This window comes from Mycobacterium sp. NGS15, from assembly GCF_059813245.1.
In genome coordinates, this window is record NZ_JCALEF010000003.1 from 164,281 (window position 1) to 187,609 (window position 23,329).

A 23,329-nucleotide genomic window follows, 5' to 3' on the forward strand; every position below is an offset into this window, starting at 1 on the left:
CTACCCGGTGTCGCCCATGACGAGGCCCTCGCGCCGCGGATCCGCGCCGCCGATCCACCCCGGCCCTCGCCGCACCAGGGCCGACAGGCCACTGGACTGGTCGGCCACGTCCACGGTGTGACCGCGGCTACGCAGCCCTTGGACCAATGGATCGTTGGCGCCGTTGTCGCGGGCATCGATGTTGGGGTGCTCGCCACCGACATTGGTCTTCCGAGAGTTGTTGGCACCGAAGTCCACCATGGACACCGCCTGCTGCGGATCCAGGCCCCAGTCCAAGATGCCCACAAGGGTTTTCACCACAAATTGGATGATCACCGAGCCCCCCGGCGACCCGACTGCGAGTAGCAGTGCACCGCGCTGACCGGACTCCGTGCGTTCGAAGACCATGGTGGGTGACATGGAGCTACGCGGCCGCTTGCCCGGCTGTACCCGGTTTGCAATCGGAAGCCCGTCTTTGCCCAGCGGCTCGGCAGAGAAGTCAGTGAGCTGGTTGTTGAGGATGAAGCCGTCGACCATGTGGAAGGAGCCGAACGCGGATTCGACTGTGGTGGTGAGCGATGCGGCATTGCCCCGAGCATCGACGACGGTCACCTGGCTGGTGCCATGTTCGGGAGTGGACACGGCCGCCGACGCCGGAACATTGAACTCGCCGGGTCGGGCGCTGCCCATCGTCTTCTCGCCGGAGATCAGTTGGGCACGCCCGGTCAGGTAGGTCGGATTGAGCAGGGTGTCCGGGGAATTACCCGGGAGTGCGACGAAATCGGTGTCGGCGACGTACTTGTCGCGATCTGCGTAGGCCAGGCGTTCGGCCTCCGTGATGTAGTGCACTCCGTCGACCGTGGGCCTGCCTCCGTCGAGGTCGACTTCCGTAGGTCGATAGGACGCCATCGGAAAGTTCTGCAGCATGCCCAGAGTGGCGGCGACGGCGATACCACCCGAGGACGGTGCCGGCATGCCGCAGATTTCGTGATCGCGATATGTGGTGCAGAGAGGTTCGCGATTCTTCGCCGTGTACCCGGACAGATCTGCCGTCGTCATGAGGCTCGGGGTACGTCCGGACGAGGTATCTGCTGCCGCGGCGACGATGTCCTCGGCTATCGCACCTCGGTAGAAGGCATCCGGCCCGTCGGTGGCGATGGCACCCAGGGTTTTCGCATAGGCGGGGTTGGTGAGCTTTGTCCCTGAGGCTTTCGCTGATCCGTCGGGATTGAGAAAGTAGGTACCCGCTTCCTGATCGACGGCGAGGCTGGTCGCCGAGTCGCTGATCGCGGCGGCGAGCCGGGGACTGATCTCGAAACCTTCATCGGCCAATTGGACTGCCGGAGTGAACAAGTCGCGCCACGGAACGGTGCCGTGTGCGGAATGGGCGTCATGGAGCATGCGGAGGATTCCGGGCACCCCGATCGAGCGGCCCGATGACCGCGCATCCGGCCTGGGGCCGCCTCTGTTGGCATCGTCGATCCAGCGCAGGTAGTTCTCCGTGGCCGCCGCGGGCGCGACCTCTCGGCCGTCGTATGCCTGCACGGCGCCCGTCCGTGCGTCGTAGTAGACGAGGAACCCGCCGCCGCCGATTCCGGAGGATTGCGGTTCGACAAGTCCGAGCACGGCTTGCGCGGCAATCAAGGCGTCCGCTGCCGACCCGCCGTCTCGCAGCACCCGGCACGCTGCCTGGGTCGCCAGCGGGTTGGCCGTCGCGACCGCATAGCTCGCGGTGCGGACCGCCGACATGCCTTTGCGGTAACCCGTGGCTACCTCAGGACTGGTGGATATATCGCGTTGGGTGGTGGTACCCGCCACAGCGGTTTTGGCAACCGGAATGCCATTGGTGACGATGCTGCAGGGTTCGGAGCCAGCACCCGGGCGTACCGCGTGATCAGTCGAGCAACCTGCGGCGGCGAGGAGGACGATGGAGGGGAAGGCCAGCAGTCTCGACAGAGTCCTCACAGTTCCATCACGTTAGCGGTTAGGGGGAGATGTCCACCGGGTGGTACGAGAAGCCGATTTCGACCGGCGTGTTGGCCAGCTCCGGACTCCGGGCCGAAAGCACGGCGTCGCCGTTCGGATCGAGCTGGACGGTCAACGGGACATCGGTGCCCCTGGCGGTGGTCACCCTCGGCGATGCGAACATTCCGACCAACAGGGCCGGCTGATCCGGACCGGCGCCATCGGATTCGATCAGCAGCGTGGTGTCGTGGCGCACCCAGTGCGTGCCCGTGGGTAGTCCGAGGCGCAGGTTGTAGTCGAACGAGTCGGACGGGTTCTTCTTCACGATGGTGAAGTACTCGCCACCGTCGACAAGAGGCGTCACAGTGAAGTCGGTGTCGGCGGAGCGGTAGGTGGCCTCGCCGTCGGGGCCCCACTCGGCGGGCAGCAGGGGAGCGTCATCGGGCAAATGGATGGTCAGCAGCTCGCCAGGTTTTCCGGTCCTTACCTTGACGCCCTCCTGCGCGAAGACGGGAAGTATCGCTGTCCGGGAAACGGTTTCAGAATTCGGCGTAGGTATTGGGGTATCGGGATCAGCTGCGGCAATCGCGGGCGACAGGGCGATTCCGGTCGTGGCGACCATGGCAATGGCCAGTGAGCCAACGCTGTTTCTCATCCATCGTCCTATCTGTCAGCACGCCAGTGTGACGTGAGCGACCTTGGTAGACACGGGAACCGATGTCGGCCTGTTGCGCATATCGCGAGCACTGGCCACATTGGAGACCGGCGACTGCTGATTGACGGACTGGACGACGCAGTTGTCGGGATGCGCCGAGCCGATTCTCGTCACGGTCACGCGATAGCCGCTGGCCTGCAGGCTGTTGATGACGGCATCGGCATCGTTTGACGGACGGGCCAGGGCATGTACCGCGGTGATGAGGGACAGGCCTGCCGCCGCGGCGACGAACACGGGTATCAACCCCGCGGGCAATCTACGCACGGTTGTCGCTCCTTCGCCTCTAAGTTGAGGTACCCCTGAGGGTAGCGGATTGTCGAACAGCGACGGGCGCCTATCGATGAGTTCGAGCGTCGGAGCCCCCGACTAGCCTGGATATGTGCCCGATCCCTCGACCTATCGACCGGCTCCCGGCTCGATACCCGTCGAGCCGGGGGTCTATCGATTCCGCGATCCGCACGGACGGGTCATCTATGTGGGCAAGGCCAAGAGCCTTCGTAGTCGGCTCACCTCGTACTTCGCGGATGTCGCGAGCCTGCATCCGCGCACCCGGCAGATGGTCACCACCGCGGGCTCGGTGGAATGGACCGTGGTGGGCACCGAGGTCGAGGCCTTGCAGCTCGAATACAACTGGATCAAGGAGTTCGATCCGCGCTTCAATGTCCGCTACCGCGATGACAAGTCGTATCCGGTGCTTGCCGTCACCCTCAACGAGGAGTATCCGCGGCTGTTCGTCTACCGCGGGCCCCGCCGCAAGGGTGTGCGTTACTTCGGCCCGTACTCGCATGCATGGGCCATCAGAGAAACACTCGATCTGCTCACCCGGGTGTTCCCTGCGCGCACCTGCTCCAATGGAGTGTTCAAGCGGCACAAACAGATTGACCGGCCCTGCCTGCTCGGATACATCGAAAAGTGTTCGGCGCCCTGTGTTGGGCGAGTGAGCGCCGAAGAGCACCGCGCGATCGTCCTTGATTTCTGCGACTTCCTGTCGGGTAAGACGGATCGTCTAGCTCGCGACATGGAACGCGAAATGAACCATGCTTCTCAGGAACTCAATTTTGAGCGGGCGGCACGGCTGCGCGACAACATCTCAGCACTGCAGCGCGCGCTGGAACGACAGACCGTGGTGTTCGGCGACGGCACCGACGCCGATGTGGTGGCGTTCGCCGATGATGAGCTGGAAGCCGCCGTGCAGGTCTTCCATGTGCGCGGCGGGCGGGTTCGCGGCCAACGCGGATGGATCGTGGAAAAAACCGGGGATCCCGGCGATTCCGATCTGGAAGGACTCGTCGAACAGTTCCTCACTCAGTTCTACGGCGATCAGGCCGACCTCGCCCATGCCGCGGATACGGATGCGGATGTGGCGCCGGTACCACGCGAGGTTCTCGTGCCGGTTCTGCCGCGCGATGCCGAGGGGATGACCTCCTGGCTGACCGGTCTACGTGGTTCTCGGGTCTCGTTGCGGGTACCGCAGCGCGGCGATAAGAAGGCTCTCGCCGAGACGGTGGAGCGCAACGCGAAAGAGGCCCTTTCGCAGCACAAGCTGAAGCGCGCAGGCGATCTCACCACGAGATCGGCGGCGTTGCAGGAGCTTCAGGATGCACTCGGTCTGGAGCATGCGCCGCTGCGTATCGAGTGCATCGATATCAGCCATGTCCAGGGCACCGATGTGGTGGCTTCGCTGGTGGTTTTCGAAGACGGCCTGTCCCGCCGGTCGGATTATCGCCATTACAGCATCAGGGAGGCCGCCGGCGACGGGCGCTCCGATGACGTCGCCTCCATCGCGGAGGTCACCCGGCGACGATTCGCGCGGCATGTGCAAGACGCGCAGAGCCACAAGGATGCGGCTAGTGGGTTGGATGTCGCCGGCGTGGCGGCTCCGGGGTTGGATGTCGCCGGCGTGGCGGCTCCGGAAGGCAGATCGCGGAAATTCGCCTATCCGCCAAACCTTTTCGTCGTCGATGGTGGTGCGCCCCAGGTCAACGCGGCCGCCGCCGAACTGCGCGAGCTGGGTGTCACCGATGTCGCGGTGATCGGTTTGGCCAAGCGGCTCGAAGAGGTATGGGTGCCGGGTGAGGCAGATCCGGTGATCCTGCCGCGAACAAGTCAGGCGCTTTATCTACTGCAGCGCGTACGCGACGAGGCGCATCGATTCGCCATCACGTTCCATCGCAGCAAGCGGTCCCGGCGGATGACTGCCTCGGTGCTTGACGGCATACCAGGGCTCGGTGAGGCCCGCCGGGCCGCACTCGTCGCGCATTTCGGTTCGGTGGCGCAGCTCAAGAAGGCCAGCGTCGAGGAGATCACCGCGGTTCCGGGCATCGGTGCGGCCACCGCGCTCGCGGTACGTGAGGCACTCGTCGCTCCTGACACTTCGGGTGCGACTTCCGGGGCAACCGACGCGCCGATGCCCGCCATGGTCGAAAATGGAGTCGATGACACTCCATCCGTCTAACGAGACCGCGAACGCCGATATCGACGTCGTCCTGGTCACGGGCCTATCGGGCGCGGGGCGCGGCACCACTGCCAAGGTGCTCGAGGACCTGGGGTGGTACGTCGCGGACAACCTGCCGCCCGAACTGATCACGCGCATGGTCGACCTGGGTCTTGCCGCCGGTTCACGCATCACGCAGCTCGCCGTGGTGATGGATGTTCGGTCTCGGGGCTTTACCGGTGATCTGGAGTCGGTGCGCGCCGACCTGGCCACCCGGGGCATCAGCCCACGAGTGCTGTTCCTTGAGGCATCCGACGAAAGCCTGGTGCGCCGCTACGAACAGAACCGGCGCAGCCATCCGCTGCAGGGCGGTCAGACGCTCGCCGAGGGCATCGCCGCCGAACGCGCACTGCTCTCGCCCATTCGGGCCTCCGCGGACCTGGTCATCGACACATCCTCACTGCCCGTGCCTGGCCTGCGTGCTGCCATCGAACGCGCCTTCAGCACCGAGACAGTGGCACACCTGAGCGTTACCGTGGAATCTTTCGGATTCAAATATGGACTGCCGATGGATGCCGATATGGTCGTCGACGTCCGATTTCTACCGAATCCGCACTGGGTCGATGAGCTGCGGCCGCACACCGGCCAGCACCCCTCGGTCAGCCAGTACGTGTTGAGCCAACCCGGTGCGGACGAGTTCTTGGACACCTACCATCGGCTGCTGAACCTCGTCATCGACGGTTACCGGCGAGAGGGAAAGCGCTACATGACAATCGCGGTTGGCTGTACAGGCGGTAAGCATCGCAGTGTTGCGATAGCCGAGGCGCTGGCCGCAGCTATGGCACCAAATGAAGGTATGTCGGTGCGTGTGTTGCACCGCGACTTGGGGCGCGAATGAATCCGGGCACCGAGCGGCCTTCCGCAAGCGGACGGGGGAACCTCCCAGATGCGGCGGAGGACTCCCAGTTCCCGCGACGCGAACCGCGCATCGTTGCTCTCGGTGGCGGGCACGGTCTGTACGCGACGCTCTCGGCGGCGCGACGGCTCACCCACGACATCACCGCCGTGGTCACGGTCTCCGATGACGGCGGGTCGTCCGGCCGAATCCGCTCCGAGCTCGGGATCGTGCCCCCCGGTGATCTACGCATGGCATTGGCAGCGCTCGCCTCCGACAGCCCGCGCGGGCGAATGTGGGCCACGGCCATTCAGCATCGGCTGGGAGGCACCGGCGGATTGGCGGGGCACCCGATCGGCAACTTGATCCTGGCCGGACTTACCGACATGCTCGCCGATCCGGTCACCGCGCTCGACGAGATGGGACGCATGCTCGGTATCACCGGACGGGTACTGCCGATGTGTCCGATTCCGTTGCAGATCGAGGCCGACGTATCCGGCCTGGAATCTGACCCGCGCATGAGCCGGGTGATCCGCGGACAGGTGGCGCTGGCGACCACACCGGGCAAGGTGCGCCGGGTGCGTATGCACCCGGGTAACCCGCCCGCCACCCGGCAGGCAGTGGAGGCCATTATGGCCGCCGACCTGGTAGTTTTGGGGCCAGGGTCGTGGTTCACGAGCGTTATCCCGCATGTGCTGGTGCCCGATCTTTTCGCGGCCCTGCAGCAGACTCGAGCTCGTAAGGCCCTGATCTTGAACCTTGCGCCGGAACCGGGGGAGACGGCGGGCTTTTCCGCGGAGCGCCATTTGCACGTACTCTCGCAGCACGCTCCCGAGTTCGGTGTGCATGACATCGTCGTCGAATCTGCGTCTGCAGATGACACCGAACGCGACCACTTGACCAGGGCGGCCGCCTTGTTCAATGCGCAGGTTCAATTCGCTGATGTCTCGCGCCCTGGTACACATTTACATGATCCCGCGAAATTGTCGGCGGTCTTGGATCGAGTACGGACGGGTAATACGGCCGCGGCCGTAGGAACAGATGCCGAATCCACGGTGCGCCTGGCAGCGGGGGGCGGGAGCACAGAGCATGGAATCCAGAGAGGGGACGCCCCGTGGCGATGACCGCCGAGGTCAAGGACGAACTGAGCCGCCTGGTGGTGACTCAGGTCAGTAGCCGCCGCGCAGAGGTCGCGTCGCTGCTGCGGTTCGCTGGCGGACTGCATATCGTCAGCGGGCGGGTCGTCGTCGAGGCGGAGGTCGACCAGGGCAGCATTGCGCGGCGATTGCGTAAGGACATCTTCGATCTATACGGCTATAGCGCCGTGGTCCACGTGCTGTCCGCGGGCGGTATCCGCAAGACAACTCGCTACGTGGTCCGCGTCGCCAAAGACGGCGAGGCGCTGGCGAGACAGACCGGTCTGCTCGATCTGCGGGGCCGCCCGGTGCGTGGGCTGCCCGCACAGGTGGTCGGCGGCAGCGTGGCCGATGCCGAGGCTGCGTGGCGTGGCGCCTTCCTGGCACACGGCTCGCTGACGGAGCCCGGAAGGTCCTCGGCGCTGGAGGTCAGCTGCCCGGGTCCCGAGGCGGCGCTGGCGCTGGTGGGCGCGGCTCGACGACTTGGTGTGAGTGCCAAAGCCCGTGAGGTGCGGGGAAGCGATCGCGTGGTGGTGCGTGATGGCGAAGCCATCGGTGCCCTGCTGACCCGGATGGGCGCCCAGGACACCCGGCTGACCTGGGAAGAACGCCGGATGCGCCGTGAGGTGCGGGCAACGGCGAACCGGCTCGCCAATTTCGATGACGCGAACCTGCGCAGGTCCGCGCGTGCCGCGGTCGCGGCCGCTGCCCGGGTGGAGCGGGCGCTGGAAATCCTCGGTGACACGGTGCCGGACCATCTCGCGGCGGCCGGAAAGTTGCGTGTCGAGCACCGTCAGGCATCGCTTGAGGAGCTGGGCCGTCTTGCCGATCCGGTGATGACGAAAGACGCTGTCGCAGGCCGTATCCGGCGACTATTGTCGATGGCCGACCGTAAGGCTAAGACGGATGGTATCCCCGATACCGAGTCCGCGGTGACCCCAGAGCTCCTCGAAGAGGCCTAGCAGGTCGCCTCCGCGGGGCGAAAACCGATGGCGAATTGTCGGAGTGCTTTCGTACCCTAGGTCGGTGGACTCTGCCAAGCAGTTGAAAACCGAAGGGGTCCTTGGGAAAACCCCCGAGGACTCTTCGGACGAGGAGTCACACCATCAGATGACCAGACTTCCCCGTGCGCTGCGGCCGCTGCGCCATCGTGACTACCGGCTGCTGACGCTCGGCCTGGCGGTGACCCTGCTGGGCAACGGGATGTGGACCGTGGCGCTGGTGTGGCAGGTCATCCGGATGGGCATGGGCCCGGGGCAAGTGGCCGTCGCGGGCACCATGTTCAGCATCGGACTGCTGGTCAGTGTGTTACCTGCCGGCGTGGCCGCAGACCGGCTGCCCAAGCTGTGGGTGATGCGCTGTTCGCTGATCGTCCAGGCCACGATCATGTTCGTCACGGCGCTGCTGGCCCTCACGGGCAGCCTGCAGATCTGGCATCTCGGCGTGACATCGCTGCTGTTCGGGATTTCCGAAGGCCTTTACATCCCCTCGTATACCGCGCTGTTGCCGAGCCTCTTGCCGCATGATGAACTGTTGGCCGCCAACGGAATCGAAGGGGTGCTGCGACCCACCGTGCAATTGGCGTTGGGACCCGCGATCGGCGCCACCATCGTCAATGCCTGGGCGCCGGGTGGGGTGTTCTTGACCGAGGGGGTCCTCATCGCGATCGCCGTCGGCTGCCTGGCGCTCATTCGGCATCGGCACGAGCCGGTGCCGGCGGACTCGGGCGAGCACCCGCTGCGACGCGCGGCCACCGATCTCCTCGATGGTTTCAAATACATGGTGCACACCAGCTGGTTCTTCGCGACGCTCCTCTTCGCGATCGGCTACGTGCTGGTAGTGGTCGGCCCTATCGAAATCCTGTTGCCCTTCGTCATTCGTGATCACGGTGGCGACCCGGGTTCGCATGCCACGGTGCTGGCGCTGTTCGGTATCGCGGGCGCGGCGGGGTCGTTCGTGGTGTCATCGCTGCCCCTGGCACGGCGGTACTTGACCGTGATGATCCTGATGTGGGGTGCCGGGTCGCTGCCGCTGGTGCTCATCGGTTTCACCGGGCATCTATGGACCATCATCGTGGCGATGATCATTGTCGGCGGCACCATGCAGGCAGCCAATGTCATCTGGGGCACCCTGATGCAGCGCCGGGTGCCCGAGGAGATGCTGGGCCGTGCCGCCAGCATGGACTTCTTCGTCTCGTTGGTGGGCCTGCCGGCTTCCTTCGCGATGGTCGTGCCGGTGGCTCACGTGATCGGCAATACCGCAGTGTTCGTCATCGCCGGGATAGCGCCGCTGGTTCTGGCGGTCACCGCCCATGTGTTGGCGCGGCTGGGCCGGGACGAAGTGGCTCACCCCCTGGGCTAATGTGAGTCCCAATAACGGGTACACCACATATCAAACAGACATAAGAGGGAGCGCTACGTGACTGTCCGGGTAGGCGTAAACGGGTTTGGCCGGATCGGCCGGAACTTCTTTCGGGCACTGGACGCGCAGAAGGCTCAAGGGATCAACACCGACATCGAGATCGTCGCGGTCAACGACCTGACCGATAACGCCACCCTGGCCCACCTGCTGAAATTCGACTCCATCCTGGGCCGGCTTCCTTATGACGTCAGCCTCGAAGGCGATGACACGATCGTTGTCGGCGACCACAAGATCAAGGCTCTCGAGGTCCGCGAAGGTCCGGCGGCACTGCCGTGGGGTGACCTGGGTGTCGACGTCGTCGTCGAATCGACCGGCATCTTCACCAAGCGTGAGAAGGCACAGGGTCACCTGGACGCCGGCGCCAAGAAGGTCATCATCTCCGCGCCCGCCAGCGACGAGGACATCACCATCGTGCTGGGCGTCAACGACGACAAGTACGACGGCAGCCAGAACATCATCTCCAATGCCTCGTGCACCACGAACTGCCTCGGACCGCTGGCCAAGGTGCTCAATGACGAATTCGGCATCGTCAAGGGCCTGATGACCACAATCCACGCCTACACCCAGGACCAGAACCTGCAGGACGGCCCGCACAGCGATCTGCGTCGCGCCCGCGCCGCCGCGCTGAACATCGTGCCGACCTCGACCGGCGCCGCCAAGGCCATCGGTCTGGTGTTGCCTGAGCTCAAGGGCAAGCTCGACGGTTACGCCCTGCGCGTGCCGATCCCCACGGGTTCGGCGACCGACCTCACCGTGGAGCTTGCGAAGGCCGCCAGCGCCGCCGACATCAACGCCGCCATGAAGGCCGCCGCGGAGGGCAAGCTCAAGGGCATCCTGAAGTACTACGACGCGCCGATCGTGTCCTCGGACATCGTCACCGACCCGCACAGCTCGATTTTCGACGCAGGGCTGACCAAGGTGATCGACAACCAGGCCAAGGTGGTCTCCTGGTACGACAACGAGTGGGGTTACTCGAACCGCCTGGTCGACCTGGTCGGCCTGGTCGGCAAGTCGCTGTAGAAGCATGGCTGTGTCTTCGCTAAGGTCCCTCAACGACCTGCTGGCAGAGGGAGTTTCGGGCAAGGGCGTGCTGGTCCGGTCGGACCTGAACGTCCCGCTCGAGTACCTGGACGGCAACATCGCCCACATTTCTGACCCCGGCCGGATCGTGGCCTCGGTGCCGACTATCCGCGCGCTCGCGGGTGCCGGGGCCAAGGTCATCGTCGCCGCCCATCTGGGCCGCCCGGACGGTAAGCCGGACCCCGCGCTGTCGCTGGCTCCCGTGGGTGCTGCGCTCAGCGAACTGCTGGGTCAGCACGTGCAGGTTGCCGGCGACGTCGTCGGCACCGACGCGCTAGCGCGTGCCGAAGGCCTCACCGACGGTGACGTGCTGCTGTTGGAGAACATCCGGTTCGATCCCCGTGAGACCAGTAAAGATGATGCACAACGGCTGGCACTTGCCCAGGAGTTGGCCGAATTGGTAGGCGGCCCAACGGGTACCGATGGCGCGTTCGTCTCCGATGGATTCGGTGTGGTGCACCGCAAGCAGGCCTCCGTTTACGACGTGGCGACCCTGCTGCCGCATTACGCCGGTGGACTGGTGGCTGCCGAGGTGGAAGTTCTGCGGGTGCTCACCGCTAGCACCGAGCGTCCGTACGCGGTGGTGCTCGGTGGGTCCAAGGTCTCGGACAAGTTGGCGGTCATCGAATCGCTGGCCACGAAGGCCGACAGCCTGGTGATCGGCGGTGGGATGTGCTTCACCTTCCTGGCCGCACAGGGGCTGCCGGTCGGCAAGTCGCTGGTGCAGCCGGAGATGGTGGAGACGTGCAAGCGGCTTCTGGATACCTATGCCGATGTGATTCACCTGCCGATGGACATCGTGGCGGCGGACGGGTTTGCCGCCGACTCGCCGTCGGAAATCGTTGCCGCGGATGCCATTCCGGAGGGCAAGATGGGCCTGGATATCGGGCCGGAGTCGGTGAAGCGATTCACGGCGGTGTTGTCGAATGCCAAGACCATCTTCTGGAACGGTCCCATGGGTGTCTTTGAGTTCCCGGCTTTCGCCGCAGGCACTCGGGGTGTCGCCGAGGCGATCATCGCGGCCACCGAGAAAGGCGCGTTCAGCGTGGTCGGCGGTGGCGATTCGGCGGCCGCGGTGCGTGCGCTGGACCTACCGGACGACGGCTTCTCCCATATCTCGACTGGTGGTGGCGCATCCCTGGAATACCTTGAGGGCAAGACGCTTCCCGGAATTGAGGTACTGGAGTCATGAGCCGCAAACCCCTGATCGCCGGCAACTGGAAGATGAACCGCAACCACTTCGAGGCCATTGCCCTGGTGCAAAAGATTGCGTTCTCGTTGCCGGACAAGTACTTCGACAAGGTGGACGTGACGGTCATCCCGCCGTTCACCGATATTCGGAGTGTGCAGACCCTGGTCGACGGGGACAAGCTGCGCCTTACCTACGGTGCCCAGGACTTGTCGGTGCATGACTCGGGTGCCTACACCGGTGAGATCAGCGGCGCATTCCTGGCCAAGCTGGGTGTCACGTACGTCGTGGTTGGGCACTCCGAGCGTCGTCAGTACCACGCCGAGGATGATGCGCTGGTTGCCGCCAAGGCCGCCGCGGCGCTCAAGCACGGCCTGACGCCGATCGTGTGCATCGGCGAGGCCCTCGACGTCCGCGAAGCGGGGGACCACGTCCAATACAACGTGAACTCCTTGCGTGGGTCGCTGGCCGGGCTCAGTGCGGAACAGGTCGACAAGGTTGTCATCGCCTATGAGCCGGTATGGGCCATCGGCACCGGCCGGGTGGCCAGCGCGGCGGATGCGCAGGAGGTGTGTGCCGCGATCCGTGCCGAGCTGGCCCAGATTGCGAACGCGGAGGTAGCAGCGTCGGTGCGCGTCTTGTACGGCGGTTCGGCCAACGCCAAGAACGTGGGCGAACTCATCGCACAGGACGATGTCGATGGTGCCCTGGTGGGTGGCGCTTCCCTGGACGGTGAGCAGTTCGCCCAGATGTCGGCGATCGCCGCGGGTGGACCCCTGCTGTAGCAGTCATCCCTGCGCAGGTGGCTGGAACGGAGCCGGTAGGCTTACCCCCATGGAATTGGCGCTGCAGATCATCCTGGTGATCACGAGCTTGTTGGTGGTCCTGCTGGTGCTGTTGCACCGGGCGAAGGGCGGCGGTCTGTCGACGCTGTTCGGTGGTGGCGTCCAGTCGAGCCTCTCCGGTTCAACCGTGGTGGAGAAGAACTTGGACCGGCTCACCTACTTCGTCACAGCCATTTGGGTGATCTCGATCATCGGTGTCGGGCTGGAGATCAAGCTCGGCGGATAACGTAATAGCGATTTATGGACAGCGGACTACTGCACAGGTAGTCCGCTGTTTTGTCTCTGCGGTCGATATCCTCGCAGGTAGTTAATGTTTCATCTATTTGCCGAGAAATTTCTTCAAAATTCATGGAACCGATTCATGTCCTCGGCCCATCCATCTCTATGTATGGCACAGAAGTCGACAAGTGCCATCAGCGGTCGGTGGACCGGGGACGCGGAGGGGACGTTCCCGTTTCACCGGCCGTACCCCAGGAAAGGAGCCCCTCGTCATGTCGGAGTGCCGTGGTGACCCCCGCCAATGGATTCGTGAGTATCAGGATCGCCTGGAGGTTCTTGGGCAGCGTGCCCAGTACGTGCAACAGACCGTCGGCTTGGTTCGGGGCCATGCGAAGGACGACGTGGGGATAGCGGTGACCGTTGGATCGGGAGGCCGCATCGAGGCCCTGGATCTGGAGGAATCGACGCTGTCGATGGATGCGAGGGATCTGTCGGCAATCATCACCAGGACTATCGCCGCGGCGCAGGTCAACGCGGCCAGCCAGATCCACAGCACATTGCATGACCTCACCGGCGACGGCCCGGCGATGGACTACGTCAAGGGCTACCTGGACGGGGGGCACCTTGGGGAGGGTGAACATCTGGGATCGTCGTCATGAGCAGTGACGCGAGCGGGACTTTCCACTTTGACCGAGACGTGGTGCTGCACGAGGCGGCGAATCTGGAGAGCGCCGGGGGGTCGGTGCGATTCCTGCTCGATCGTCACGGAGACGGGCTTGATGAGCAGGATCTGGGGGCGGTGTCGTCGGATTTCGTGATGTCGGTGCGGGGGAGTATCGACCAGCTGTCCGACGCGGTGCGGACCCTGGGTGATGTCATGGTGGAGACAGGGCAGCGTCTGCACGACCAGGCTCGGCAGATTGCCGAAGCGGAGGATCAGACCGTCGCCGCGATGACGAAGATTGGTGAAGGGTTCGGTGGACACCCTTGATGCCGAGCTGAAACCGCTCACTCGCCTCCACGAAGCCGGGTTGGGCTTCCTGGTCGAGCATGTGCAGTTCCTCGAAGAACCACTCGATGCGCTTCGGGGTGACCCGGTCGCAGCCTCCGCGGAGGCCACCTTCTGGCGGTATTGCATCGCCGATGTCACGAATGTGCAGCAGGAGCTGGCGGCTGTGCTCAGCGCGCTGGATGAAGGTCACCGTGGTGCGGCGGCAAAAGGGTTCGGCGAGTCGGCCGGTCTGATCGATGAGGCTCTACAAGAACTGCGCGTGGTCGCGGCAAACGTCAATCAGCGCATCAATGTGGTGACGGATCTGGTCACCCACACCCGAAGCATGCTCGGACAATGGGTAGAAGGGTACGTGGATGACGTCATCACCGAGTTCACGGCGGCCCGAGCCGCCTCACCCATCACCCAGGGTGGCAGCATGGCGACCACCATCGCCTCTGCCGTAGCAGATGCCTCCGCGCTCGGAAACAAGATGGGGCGCACACTGTCTCAGCTCTTGGATCGCCTCGACGAACACGCGGCCGCGATCCGCGATGGGGTGGCCGAGTTCACGATGAATGTGGAGCGCCTGCGGACGCCTGCGCCAGGACCCGCCGTCGCCCCGATTCAGGCCCCGGCCGCCCGACAGTCGCAACCGGCTTCGGCACCGGCCGAACATGGACTCTCTGTCGATCCGGATGCACTGTTCGCCGCGGGGCAAGGGAACGAGAGTTAGACCGCAGCGCGCAGCGTTTACGCGGACCTATCGAGGGGCACTTAGTGCGAGGACGGCTAGTCCAGCTTGCTCGCGGCGGCGTGGTCGAGCAGCCACACCGTGCGCTCGGTGCCGATGGCGCCGGCCGCGGGTACGTCAATCGGGTCGGCTCCGCCGATGGCTGCGGCTACCGCGTCGGCCTTGGCCTCGCCCGAAACAATCAGCCACACTTCACGCGAGCGCTGAATGGCGGGCAGTGTCAACGTGATCCGCTGCGGTGGCGGCTTGGGGGAGTCCGGTACCGCAACGACCAGCCGCTGCGTCTCCCTGACGGCAGGAGTGTGCGGGAACAGCGAGTTGATATGTCCCTCGCCGCCCATGCCCAGTAGGTGAACGTCGAAGGTGGGGCAGTCCTGGCCGGGCTCGGCATTGGCGGCCAGCAGCTGCTCGTAAGCGAGCGCGGCCGCATCCAGATCTGTGCCGTATTCACTGTCGCTGTTGGGCATGGCATGCATGTTGCGCATGGGAAAGTCGACATGTTCGAGCAGCGCTTCCCAGGCCTGCCAGGCATTGCGTTCCGGATCGGTTTTCGGTACGTACCGGTCGTCGCCCCAGAACACGTGGACGTTGGCCCAGTCGAGGTCACTGGCGACATCGCGCAGATGTTTGAGCAGGGCGATACCGGTGCCGCCGCCGGTGAGCACGATCATCGCCTTACCGCGTTCGGCGAGGGCACCGGCGATCGCGAGCGCCAGCCGATCACCCGACGCGGTCACCAAAGCATCGGTGTCCGCGTACTTTTCGATGATTGTTTCACTCATAGGTACTGCACCTTCGCGATCCCCTCAAGCGCCGTGCGATAGATCTCATCGGGATCGAGGCGGCGCAAGTCCTCGGCCAGGCAATCTCGTGTCTCCCTGCGCGGCAATGGAAGTGACGCCGACGGACGCCCGGTGCGGGCCAATGTCGCGATGGCCCCGGTCTGCGGCCGACTCAAGGTGACGATCTCGCTGTCGCGGTGCAGTTCCACCTTGAGCTCGCCGACCAGCCGGGTGACGGGGCCCTCGATACGTGAGGCGAGCCAGCCTGCGGTCACATCCAGCGCGGGCTCGGTGGCCAGCCCGGACACCACTGCCGAGTTGATGCCCTCGTACGGTGACTGATCTAGCGCCGAGGCCAGCAGTGCCCGCCAATAGGTGATCCGGCTCCACGATAGGTCGGTATCTCCCGGGGTGTACCCGGCGAGCCGGTTCTTGATCGCAGTCAGGGGGTCCGGTGCCGTTGTCGCATCGGTGATGCGGCGAATCGCCAAGCGTCCCAGTGGGTCTTTAGCGGGGACGGGCGGAGCCTGGTTAGGCCACCAGGCCACCACCGGGGTGTCGGGCAGCAGGAAGGGAATCACGACGCTGTGTTCGTGGGCGGCGAGCGGGCCGCGCAGCCGCAGGACGACAACCTCGCCAGCCCCGGCATCGCCACCGACCCGGATCTGGGCGTTCAGACCGGTCTTGGGGGCCAGTGGATTGCGTTCCAGCACGATGATGCGGCATGGATGCTCGTGGCTGGCACCGTTGGCGGCCTCGATGACCTCTTCGACGTCATCGCCGACATCGGTGATGACAACCAGGGTCAGCACACGGGCCATGGTGACGGCGCCGCCGGTTTCGCGCAGCTCCACCAGCTTCTTATTGACGTCGTTGGTGGTGGTGTCGGGCAGATCGACGATCACGGCCGCCTCCAATCGCGTCCCGTACGGGCCATCATGTCGAACGCCGACTGCGGGCCCCAGGTTCCGGACTCGTAGGTCTCGGGTTTGCCGCCGGAGGCCCAGAAGTCCAACGCCGGGTCCAGGATCTGCCAGGACAATTCGACTTCGGCGTTTACCGGGAACAGCGAGGGTTCTCCCAACAGCACATCGAGGATCAACCGCTCGTAGGCCTCCGGCGATTCCTCGGTGAACGCCTGCTCGTACGAGAAGTCCATATTGACGTCCCGTACTTCCATGGCGTTGCCGGGGACCTTCGACCCGAACCGCAGCGTGACGCCTTCGTCGGGCTGCACCCGAATCACCAGCGCGTTGGCGCCTAGTTCCTCGGTCATCGTGGAGTCGAAGGGCAGGTGCGGTGCTCGCTTGAACACCAAGGCGATTTCAGTAACCCTGCGGCCCAAGCGTTTTCCGGTCCGCAGGTAGAACGGCACTCCGGCCCATCGCCGGCTGTCGACCTCCAGGGTGATCGCGGCGAATGTCTCGGTGGTCGAGGTCTTGGAGAAGCCCTCCTCTTCCAGCAGCCCTGGTACCTGCTGGCTGCCCTGCCACCCCGGACCGTATTGGCCGCGTGCGGTGGTCTCGGCGAGCGGCTCGGCGAGCCGGGTGGCCGAGAGCACCTTGATCTTCTCGGCCTGCAGTTCGGCGGGGGAGAAGTTGATGGGCTCCTCCATGGCGGTGAATGCCAGCAGCTGCAGCAGGTGGTTCTGGATGACATCGCGGGCCGCCCCGATACCGTCGTAATACCCTGCGCGACCGCCTAATCCGATGTCCTCGGCCATCGTGATCTGGACATGGTCGACGAAGTGGGCATTCCAGATCGGGTCGAACAACTGGTTGGCGAAACGCAGCGCCAGGATGTTCTGCACCGTCTCCTTGCCGAGGTAGTGGTCGATGCGGAACACCGATTCCTCAGGGAATACCTTGTTCACCACGGCGTTGAGCTCGCGAGCACTCTGCAGGTCGTGGCCGAAGGGTTTCTCTATTACCACTCGGCGCCATGCGCCGTCCACCGGTTGTGCGAGGCTGGATTTGGACAGCTGCTCGCATACGTCCGGGAAGGCCTTCGGCGGAATCGACAGGTAGAAGGCGTGATTGCCGCCGGTGCCACGTTCCTCATCGAGCGTCTGCAGCGTCTTCTTAAGCTGCTCGAAGGCTGCGTCATCGTCGAAACTGCCCTGTACAAACCGGATCCCCTCGGCAAGGCGGTCCCATACATGCTGGCGGAACGGGGTGCGCGAGTGCTCCTTGACGGCGTCGAGCACGATCTGCCCAAAATCCTCGTTGGCCCAGTCCCGGCGGGCGAATCCGACCAGCGCGAAGGACGGAGGCAGCAGGCCGCGATTGGCCAGGTCATAGATGGCCGGCATCAACTTCTTGCGGGCCAGATCGCCGGTGACGCCGAAGATCACCAGCGAACACGGACCCGCGATGCGCGGCAGACGTTTATCGCGCTTGTCCCGTAACGGGTTCAGTTCACGTGGCCCTTTCGCCGATGCTGCTGTGGATGAGCCGCTTGCGCGAAGACCATCGCCCATGTTCAGCTCTTGTCAGAGGCCGCGTCGAGCTGGGCCTGGGTGGCATCGATGAGCTCGTTCCAGGCGACCTCAAACTTGTCGACGCCTTCGGTTTCGAGCACTTCGAACACGTCATCCAGATCGATCCCCGCGCGCGTCAGCTCATGGAAGACCGCGTGGGCGCCGTCGTAGGTCCCGTGAATGGTGTTGCCGGTGACCACACCGTGGTCGGCAACAGCCTCCAGTGTCTTTTCGGGCATGGTGTTGACGGTGTGCGGAGCTACCAGGTCCACCACGTACATCGTGTCGTCGTAGTCGGGGTTCTTGACTCCGGTCGAGGCCCATAGCGGACGCTGCACGCGTGCACCGGCCTTCTTGAGCTCGGCGAACCGGTGACCGTGATCGAAGACCTTCTCGTAGGCCTGGTAGGCGAGGCGGGCGTTGGCGACCCCGGCCCGGCCGCGCAGGGATAGCGCCTGACCATTGCCGATGTCCTCAAGGCGTTTGTCGATCTCGGTGTCCACCCGGGAGACGAAGAACGATGCCACCGAGTGGATCTTGGAAAGGTCTCGGCCGGCTTCCTTGGCGGCCTCCAGGCCGGTCAGGTAGGCGTCCATCACTTCCCTGTGTCGCTCCACCGAGAAGATCAGGGTGACATTCACCGAGATGCCTTCGGCGATCACCGCCGCGATCGCGGGCAGACCGGCTTTGGTCGCCGGGATCTTGATCAACAGGTTCGGCCGGTCAACGATCTTCCACAGCTCGATGGCCTGCAGGATGGTCTTGTCGGTGTCGTGGGCCAGGCGGGGGTCCACCTCGATGGAAACTCGACCATCCACGCCCTCGGAGGCTTCGTACTGCGGAGCCAACACATCGCAGGCGGCCCGCACGTCGTCGGTGGTGGCGGTGCGGACTGCGGAGTCCACATCGGCCCCCCGCTCGGCCAGCTCGGCGATCTGCGCGTCGTAGGCATGCCCCTTGGACAGGGCGGCCTGGAAGATCGCCGGGTTGGTGGTCACCCCGACGATGCTTCTGGTCGCGATCAGCTCGGCGAGGTTGCCCGAGTTGAGTCGGTCCCGGGAGAGATCGTCGAGCCAGACGGCGACTCCGGCTTCGCTCAGTTCGGCGAGATTAGCGTTCTGATCAGATGTGCCCATGGGATTCATCCCTTCCTGATTCGGGGTTATTGAGCTGCTGCGATGGACCTTTCGGCGGCCGCAGCCACTGCATCCGGGGTAAAGCCGAACTCGCGGAACAGGGTCTTGTCGTCGGCGGAAGCTCCGAAGTGCTCCAGCGAGACGATCTGACCGGCATCTCCGGTGAACTTGTACCAGCTCTGCGCTATTCCGGCCTCCACGACCACGCGGGCGCGCACAGATGGCGGCAGCACGCTGTCGCGGTACTCCCGAGGCTGCGACTCGAACCATTCCACACAGGGGAACGACACCACAGAGGCCGCAATTCCCTTGGCGGCCAGAATCTTCTTCGCCTCGACGGCAAGCTGCAGCTCCGAGCCGGTGCCGATGAGGATCACGTCGGGCGTGTCCGCCGGATTGCCACTGGCTGCTTCCAGCACGTAGGCACCCTTGGCGACACCCTCACGGCTGGTGCCCTCCAAGATCGGCACGCCTTGGCGGGTCAAAGCCAAACCGACTGGGCCGGTGCTGGATTGACGCTCCAGGACGGTGGCCCAGGCATAGGCGGTTTCGTTGGCATCACCGGGACGCACCACCGACAGGTTGGGGATGGCGCGCAGGGCGGCCAGGTGCTCCACCGGCTGGTGGGTGGGGCCGTCCTCGCCGAGGCCGATCGAGTCGTGTGTCCACACGTATATCGGGTCGATGTTCATCAACGCGGCCAGGCGCACCGCCGGTCGCATGTAGTCGGCGAACTGCAGGAACGTGCCACCGTACGCGCGGGTGGGCCCGTGTAGCACGATGCCGGACAGGATCGAGCCCATGGCGTGCTCGCGGATGCCGAAATGCAGTGTGCGCCCGTAGGGTTGGGCGTTCCAATCGGAGGTCGCGATGGACGTGGGGCCGAACGAGTCGGCGCCCTTGATGGTGGTGTTGTTGCTGCCCGCCAGGTCGGCCGAGCCGCCCCACAGCTCCGGCAGCTTGGCGCCGAGTGCCGACAGGGTATCGCCGGAGGCCGCGCGGGTGGCGACACCTTTGGAGCCGGGCTCCCAGGACGGAAGGTCGGTGTCCCAGCCCTCGGGCAGGGCCCCGGCCAGCAGTCGGTCCAGCAGCGCCTTGCGTTCGGGCTCGCGGGCGGCCCAGGCGTCAAAGTCCTTGTCCCACTCGGCATGTTCCTGCTTGCCGCGCTGCACCAGTGCGCGAGTGTGCTCGATGACCTCGGGGGCGACATCGAACGACTTGTCCGGGTCGAATCCCAGGATCTTCTTGGTGGCGGCCACCTCGTCGGCGCCCAGAGCCGAGCCGTGTACACCGCCGGTGTTCATCTTGGTGGGGGCCGGGAAGCCGATGATGGTGCGCAGGGCGATGAACGACGGACGGTCAGTGACCGCGCGCGCGTTGGCAAGGGCCTCTTCGATACCGGCGACGTTCTCGCCGCCGACCACGGTCTGCACGTGCCAGCCGTATGCCTCGTATCGGGCCGCGGTGTCCTCGCTGAGCGCGATTTTGGTGTCGTGCTCGATGGAGATCTCGTTGTCGTCCCAGATAACGATGAGGTTGCCGAGCTGCTGGGTACCTGCCAGCGAGGACGCCTCGGACGTAACTCCCTCTTCGATGTCGCCGTCAGAAGCGATGACGTAGATGAAGTGGTCGAACGGGCTGGTACCGGGAGCGGCGTCGGGGTCGAAGAGGCCACGCTCATAGCGGGACGCCATCGCCATCCCGACCGCCGAGGCCAGGCCCTGGCCGAGCGGGCCGGTGGTGATCTCCACGCCCTTGGTGTGGTGGTACTCGGGGTGGCCCGGGGTCAGCGAGCCCCAGGTGCGCAGCGCCTCGATATCGGAGAGCTCGAGGCCGAACCCGCCCAAGTACAGCTGCAAGTACAGGGTCAGGCTGCTGTGGCCGCAGGACAGCACGAATCGGTCGCGCCCGATCCAGGTGGTGTCACTGGGATCGTGGCGCAGCTGGCGCTGGAAAAGCGTGTACGCCAAGGGCGCCAGACTCATCGCGGTGCCGGGGTGGCCATTGCCGACCTTCTGCACGGCGTCGGCGGCCAGCACCCGCACGGTGTCCACCGCGCGCGAGTCCAGGTCAGTCCAGTCATCCGGGTGGTTGGCCCGGGTGAGGGTTGGGATATCGGTCGGGATCTCCGCCAGTTCATGCGAGGTCGCGGTCACGGCCCCATCGTAGTGCTGCCGATTTCGCACCGCTGCCTCACGGCCGGGTCACGTGTTCCAGGCAATGTGATAGTCCGATAGCGGACAACCTATGTTCACTTCCGCGGGGCCGACCTTGGTTGTCGACGCGCGACCCTGGCGGTCTACCATCGTCTGTAGTAGAGCGCTCAGTGCCGCGGGTCGGCTGGCTCACCGAATAGCTACCCAGGAGGATCAGCGCTGTGCGGATGCGAGAGACGCAAGGCTCGCGCGCTCGCGGCCCCTTCCTTTCGACCATCCTGGCCTATGTGGCGCTGACTAAGCCGCGGGTCATCGAGCTGCTGTTGGTCACCACGATCCCCGCGATGCTCCTGGCCGATCGCGGTCATGTGAATCCGCTGCTCATCCTGGACACGCTCGTCGGCGGGATCATGGCCGCGGCCAGCGCCAACACCCTGAACTGTGTCGCCGATGCCGATATCGACAAGGTGATGAAGCGCACGGCGCGCAGGCCGTTGGCCACCGCGTCGGTCACGACCCGCAATGCGCTGATCTTCGGAATCGTGCTCGGCATCGGGGCGTTCGCCTGGCTGTGGTGGACCGCCAACCTGCTTTCCGGTGTGCTCGCTGTGGCCACCATCGCCTTTTACGTGTTCGTCTACACGCTGGTGCTCAAGCGCCGCACCGCACAGAACGTGGTCTGGGGCGGCGCGGCCGGATGCATGCCGGTGATGATCGGCTGGTCAGCGGTCACCGACACGATTCAGTGGCCGGCCGTGGTGATGTTCGCGATCATCTTCTTCTGGACACCACCGCATACCTGGGCACTCGCGATGCGCTACAAGGAGGACTACCGGGCCGCGGGTGTCCCCATGCTGCCGGTGATCGCCACCGAGGAGAAGGTCACCAAGCTGATCCTCATCTACACCTGGCTGACGGTGCTGGCCACGCTGGCGCTCGCGCTGGCCGCGGGTGTCATCTATGCCGTGGTCGCGTTCTTGGCGGGGGTGTGGTTCCTGGCGATGGCACACCAGCTCTACTCGGGTGTGCGGAAGGGACAGCCGATCAAACCGCTGCGCTTGTTCTTGCAGTCGAACAACTATCTGGCGGTCGTCTTCTGCGCGCTGGCCGTCGACTCGGTGGTCGGCTGGCCGCTGCTGCTGGGTAACGGGCTGCTAGGGCACTAGCACGACCGATCCGGTGGTCTTGCGCGCCTCCAGATCGATATGTGCCTGCGCGGCCTGGTCCAGCGGGTAACTCGCGCCGACGGTGATTTTCAATGTCCCGCGTGCCACCAGGTCCAGGACATCGCCGGCTCGCCAGGCGAATTCTTCGGGGGTCCGGATGAAATGGCCCATGGTGGGGCGGGTGAGCACCGCCGATTTGGCGGTGAGGCGCTGCGGGTCGAAGGGCGGTACCTGACCGCTGGCCGCGCCATACAGGGCGACCAGGCCGCGCACCCGGACGGCGGCCAGGCTGGCCTCGAAGGTCGACTTGCCAACGCCGTCGTAGGCGACCGCGACACCCTCTCCGGAGGTCAATTCCAGGATCCGTGAGGCGAACTCCGCCGGATCCGCAGGATCGGGGTAGGGCAGCACGTCGGTGGCCCCGGCCTCGCGGGACAGCTTCTCTTTGGCCTCGCTCGACACGGTGGTGATGACCCTGACGCCGCGATGGGACGCCCACTGGGTCAGCAGCAAGCCCATGCCGCCGGCGCCGGCGTGCACCAGCACGGTGTCACCGGCCGCCACGGGGTAGACCGAGGTGAGGAGGTAGTGCGCGGTGATGCCTTGGAGCAGCGCGCTCGCGGCGACTTCCGCGGACAGGCTTTGGGGCACTTTTGCGGTGAAGCCTGCTGGCGCAGTAGTAGATTCGGCGTATCCCCAGTTCGCGACCGGGCTGGCCACGCGGTCTCCGGGGACGAGGTTCTCCACGCCCTCGCCGACCGCGCTCACCAGTCCACTGACCTCGGATCCTGGGATGTGGGGGAGCGGAGCGGCATAGCTGCCGTTGCGTAGATAGATGTCGCGGAAGTTGACTCCCACCGCGTCGACGTCGATGAGTACCTGGCCGGGGCCCGGTGTCGGGTCGGTCTTTTCGACAAGAGTGAGGACTTCGGGTCCGCCGGTCACGGGGACTTCGATGGCGCGCATGGGTACCAGTATCCAGGCCAC

At 65.0% G+C, this 23,329-nt stretch carries 22 protein-coding genes; 13 read left to right on the forward strand and 9 right to left on the reverse strand.

Annotated features, from left to right (window positions below; genetic code table 11):
- From AC5Y5C_RS08465 to AC5Y5C_RS08475, 3 genes are read right to left on the reverse strand one after another with little or no spacing between them, the layout of a single operon-like run.
- On the reverse strand, nt 1–1,944 hold the full coding sequence (locus AC5Y5C_RS08465) for a gamma-glutamyltransferase family protein (protein ID WP_499970953.1): 1,944 nt from the start codon (nt 1,942–1,944) through the stop codon (nt 1–3).
- A 19-nt stretch (nt 1,945–1,963) separates the two neighbouring features.
- A complete protein-coding gene (locus AC5Y5C_RS08470; protein ID WP_499970955.1) occupies nt 1,964–2,599 on the reverse strand; it encodes a hypothetical protein in 636 nt (211 codons plus the stop codon).
- Between the two features lie 15 nt (nt 2,600–2,614).
- Nucleotides 2,615–2,899, reverse strand: coding sequence for a hypothetical protein (locus AC5Y5C_RS08475; RefSeq protein WP_499971793.1), 285 nt, complete (start codon nt 2,897–2,899; stop codon nt 2,615–2,617).
- A gap of 139 nt (nt 2,900–3,038) precedes the next feature.
- Between AC5Y5C_RS08475 and uvrC the strand changes: the two genes are divergently transcribed.
- From uvrC to AC5Y5C_RS08535, 12 genes are all read left to right on the forward strand, one after another.
- Nucleotides 3,039–5,114, forward strand: coding sequence for an excinuclease ABC subunit UvrC (gene uvrC, locus AC5Y5C_RS08480; protein WP_499970957.1), 2,076 nt, complete (start codon nt 3,039–3,041; stop codon nt 5,112–5,114).
- Nucleotides 5,086–5,991, forward strand: coding sequence for an RNase adapter RapZ (gene rapZ, locus AC5Y5C_RS08485; RefSeq protein ID WP_499970958.1), 906 nt, complete (start codon nt 5,086–5,088; stop codon nt 5,989–5,991). The genes uvrC and rapZ overlap by 29 nt, the downstream gene beginning before the upstream one ends.
- Nucleotides 5,988–7,112, forward strand: a complete 1,125-nt coding sequence (locus AC5Y5C_RS08490) for a gluconeogenesis factor YvcK family protein (protein WP_499970959.1) — start codon at nt 5,988–5,990, stop codon at nt 7,110–7,112. The genes rapZ and AC5Y5C_RS08490 overlap by 4 nt, the downstream gene beginning before the upstream one ends.
- Nucleotides 7,109–8,086 carry a DNA-binding protein WhiA gene (gene whiA, locus AC5Y5C_RS08495; protein WP_499971795.1) on the forward strand — a complete coding sequence of 326 codons (978 nt, stop codon included), beginning with the start codon at nt 7,109–7,111 and terminating at the stop codon, nt 8,084–8,086. The genes AC5Y5C_RS08490 and whiA overlap by 4 nt, the downstream gene beginning before the upstream one ends.
- Before the next feature lie 178 nt (nt 8,087–8,264).
- A complete protein-coding gene (locus tag AC5Y5C_RS08500; protein WP_499971797.1) occupies nt 8,265–9,485 on the forward strand; it encodes an MFS transporter in 1,221 nt (406 codons plus the stop codon).
- 57 nt (nt 9,486–9,542) lie between these two features.
- Nucleotides 9,543–10,565 carry a type I glyceraldehyde-3-phosphate dehydrogenase gene (gene gap / locus AC5Y5C_RS08505; protein WP_057965938.1) on the forward strand — a complete coding sequence of 341 codons (1,023 nt, stop codon included), beginning with the start codon at nt 9,543–9,545 and terminating at the stop codon, nt 10,563–10,565.
- Nucleotides 10,566–10,569: 4 nt separating this feature from the next.
- Complete coding sequence (locus AC5Y5C_RS08510) at nt 10,570–11,817, forward strand: phosphoglycerate kinase (protein WP_499970960.1); 1,248 nt, start codon at nt 10,570–10,572, stop codon at nt 11,815–11,817.
- Nucleotides 11,814–12,599, forward strand: a complete 786-nt coding sequence (gene tpiA, locus AC5Y5C_RS08515) for a triose-phosphate isomerase (protein ID WP_499970961.1) — start codon at nt 11,814–11,816, stop codon at nt 12,597–12,599. The genes AC5Y5C_RS08510 and tpiA overlap by 4 nt, the downstream gene beginning before the upstream one ends.
- A gap of 49 nt (nt 12,600–12,648) precedes the next feature.
- On the forward strand, nt 12,649–12,885 hold the full coding sequence (gene secG, locus AC5Y5C_RS08520; protein ID WP_030093493.1) for a preprotein translocase subunit SecG: 237 nt from the start codon (nt 12,649–12,651) through the stop codon (nt 12,883–12,885).
- Nucleotides 12,886–13,150: 265 nt separating this feature from the next.
- Nucleotides 13,151–13,537, forward strand: coding sequence for a hypothetical protein (locus tag AC5Y5C_RS08525; RefSeq protein WP_499970963.1), 387 nt, complete (start codon nt 13,151–13,153; stop codon nt 13,535–13,537).
- On the forward strand, nt 13,534–13,869 hold the full coding sequence (locus AC5Y5C_RS08530; protein ID WP_499970964.1) for a hypothetical protein: 336 nt from the start codon (nt 13,534–13,536) through the stop codon (nt 13,867–13,869). The genes AC5Y5C_RS08525 and AC5Y5C_RS08530 overlap by 4 nt, the downstream gene beginning before the upstream one ends.
- On the forward strand, nt 13,856–14,605 hold the full coding sequence (locus AC5Y5C_RS08535; protein WP_499970965.1) for a hypothetical protein: 750 nt from the start codon (nt 13,856–13,858) through the stop codon (nt 14,603–14,605). Before AC5Y5C_RS08530 ends, AC5Y5C_RS08535 begins: the two co-directional genes overlap by 14 nt.
- Nucleotides 14,606–14,661: 56 nt before the next feature.
- Here the strand turns inward: AC5Y5C_RS08535 and pgl are convergent, their stop codons facing one another.
- From pgl to tkt, 5 genes are read right to left on the reverse strand one after another with little or no spacing between them, the layout of a single operon-like run.
- The gene (gene pgl, locus AC5Y5C_RS08540) at nt 14,662–15,405 is read right to left on the reverse strand and encodes a 6-phosphogluconolactonase (RefSeq protein ID WP_499970967.1); all 744 of its coding nucleotides are present in this window, start codon (nt 15,403–15,405) and stop codon (nt 14,662–14,664) included.
- Nucleotides 15,402–16,310, reverse strand: a complete 909-nt coding sequence (gene opcA, locus AC5Y5C_RS08545) for a glucose-6-phosphate dehydrogenase assembly protein OpcA (RefSeq protein ID WP_499970968.1) — start codon at nt 16,308–16,310, stop codon at nt 15,402–15,404. Before opcA ends, pgl begins: the two co-directional genes overlap by 4 nt.
- Nucleotides 16,307–17,884, reverse strand: coding sequence for a glucose-6-phosphate dehydrogenase (gene zwf, locus AC5Y5C_RS08550; protein WP_499970969.1), 1,578 nt, complete (start codon nt 17,882–17,884; stop codon nt 16,307–16,309). Before zwf ends, opcA begins: the two co-directional genes overlap by 4 nt.
- A gap of 2 nt (nt 17,885–17,886) precedes the next feature.
- On the reverse strand, nt 17,887–19,020 hold the full coding sequence (gene tal, locus AC5Y5C_RS08555; protein WP_499970970.1) for a transaldolase: 1,134 nt from the start codon (nt 19,018–19,020) through the stop codon (nt 17,887–17,889).
- A 26-nt stretch (nt 19,021–19,046) separates the two neighbouring features.
- Nucleotides 19,047–21,176: a transketolase gene (gene tkt, locus AC5Y5C_RS08560; RefSeq protein WP_499970972.1), complete on the reverse strand. Its 2,130-nt coding sequence runs from the start codon at nt 21,174–21,176 to the stop codon at nt 19,047–19,049.
- A gap of 227 nt (nt 21,177–21,403) precedes the next feature.
- Here tkt and AC5Y5C_RS08565 point away from each other — a divergent pair, with 227 nt between their 5' ends.
- Nucleotides 21,404–22,342: a heme o synthase gene (locus AC5Y5C_RS08565; protein WP_499970973.1), complete on the forward strand. Its 939-nt coding sequence runs from the start codon at nt 21,404–21,406 to the stop codon at nt 22,340–22,342.
- On the opposite strand, the gene AC5Y5C_RS08570 is transcribed toward AC5Y5C_RS08565, so the two are convergent.
- Nucleotides 22,331–23,308, reverse strand: a complete 978-nt coding sequence (locus tag AC5Y5C_RS08570; RefSeq protein ID WP_499970975.1) for a quinone oxidoreductase family protein — start codon at nt 23,306–23,308, stop codon at nt 22,331–22,333. The two genes, AC5Y5C_RS08565 and AC5Y5C_RS08570, sit on opposite strands and share 12 nt — an antisense overlap.
- Nucleotides 23,309–23,329: the final 21 nt, after the last annotated feature.

Bases quoted from the DNA above. Each gene is read 5' to 3' on its own strand.
- rapZ (WP_499970958.1), top strand. From the start codon at position 5,086: ATGGAGTCGATGACACTCCATCCGTCTAACGAGACCGCGAACGCCGAT.
- zwf (WP_499970969.1), bottom strand. From the start codon at position 17,884: ATGGGCGATGGTCTTCGCGCAAGCGGCTCATCCACAGCAGCATCGGCG.
- AC5Y5C_RS08525 (WP_499970963.1), top strand. From the start codon at position 13,151: ATGTCGGAGTGCCGTGGTGACCCCCGCCAATGGATTCGTGAGTATCAG.
- tpiA (WP_499970961.1), top strand. From the start codon at position 11,814: ATGAGCCGCAAACCCCTGATCGCCGGCAACTGGAAGATGAACCGCAAC.
- AC5Y5C_RS08565 (WP_499970973.1), top strand. From the start codon at position 21,404: ATGCGAGAGACGCAAGGCTCGCGCGCTCGCGGCCCCTTCCTTTCGACC.
- AC5Y5C_RS08510 (WP_499970960.1), top strand. From the start codon at position 10,570: ATGGCTGTGTCTTCGCTAAGGTCCCTCAACGACCTGCTGGCAGAGGGA.
- tal (WP_499970970.1), bottom strand. From the start codon at position 19,020: ATGGGCACATCTGATCAGAACGCTAATCTCGCCGAACTGAGCGAAGCC.
- AC5Y5C_RS08530 (WP_499970964.1), top strand. From the start codon at position 13,534: ATGAGCAGTGACGCGAGCGGGACTTTCCACTTTGACCGAGACGTGGTG.
- whiA (WP_499971795.1), top strand. From the start codon at position 7,109: ATGACCGCCGAGGTCAAGGACGAACTGAGCCGCCTGGTGGTGACTCAG.
- pgl (WP_499970967.1), bottom strand. From the start codon at position 15,405: ATGAGTGAAACAATCATCGAAAAGTACGCGGACACCGATGCTTTGGTG.
- AC5Y5C_RS08470 (WP_499970955.1), bottom strand. From the start codon at position 2,599: ATGAGAAACAGCGTTGGCTCACTGGCCATTGCCATGGTCGCCACGACC.
- secG (WP_030093493.1), top strand. From the start codon at position 12,649: ATGGAATTGGCGCTGCAGATCATCCTGGTGATCACGAGCTTGTTGGTG.
- AC5Y5C_RS08490 (WP_499970959.1), top strand. From the start codon at position 5,988: ATGAATCCGGGCACCGAGCGGCCTTCCGCAAGCGGACGGGGGAACCTC.
- AC5Y5C_RS08570 (WP_499970975.1), bottom strand. From the start codon at position 23,308: ATGCGCGCCATCGAAGTCCCCGTGACCGGCGGACCCGAAGTCCTCACT.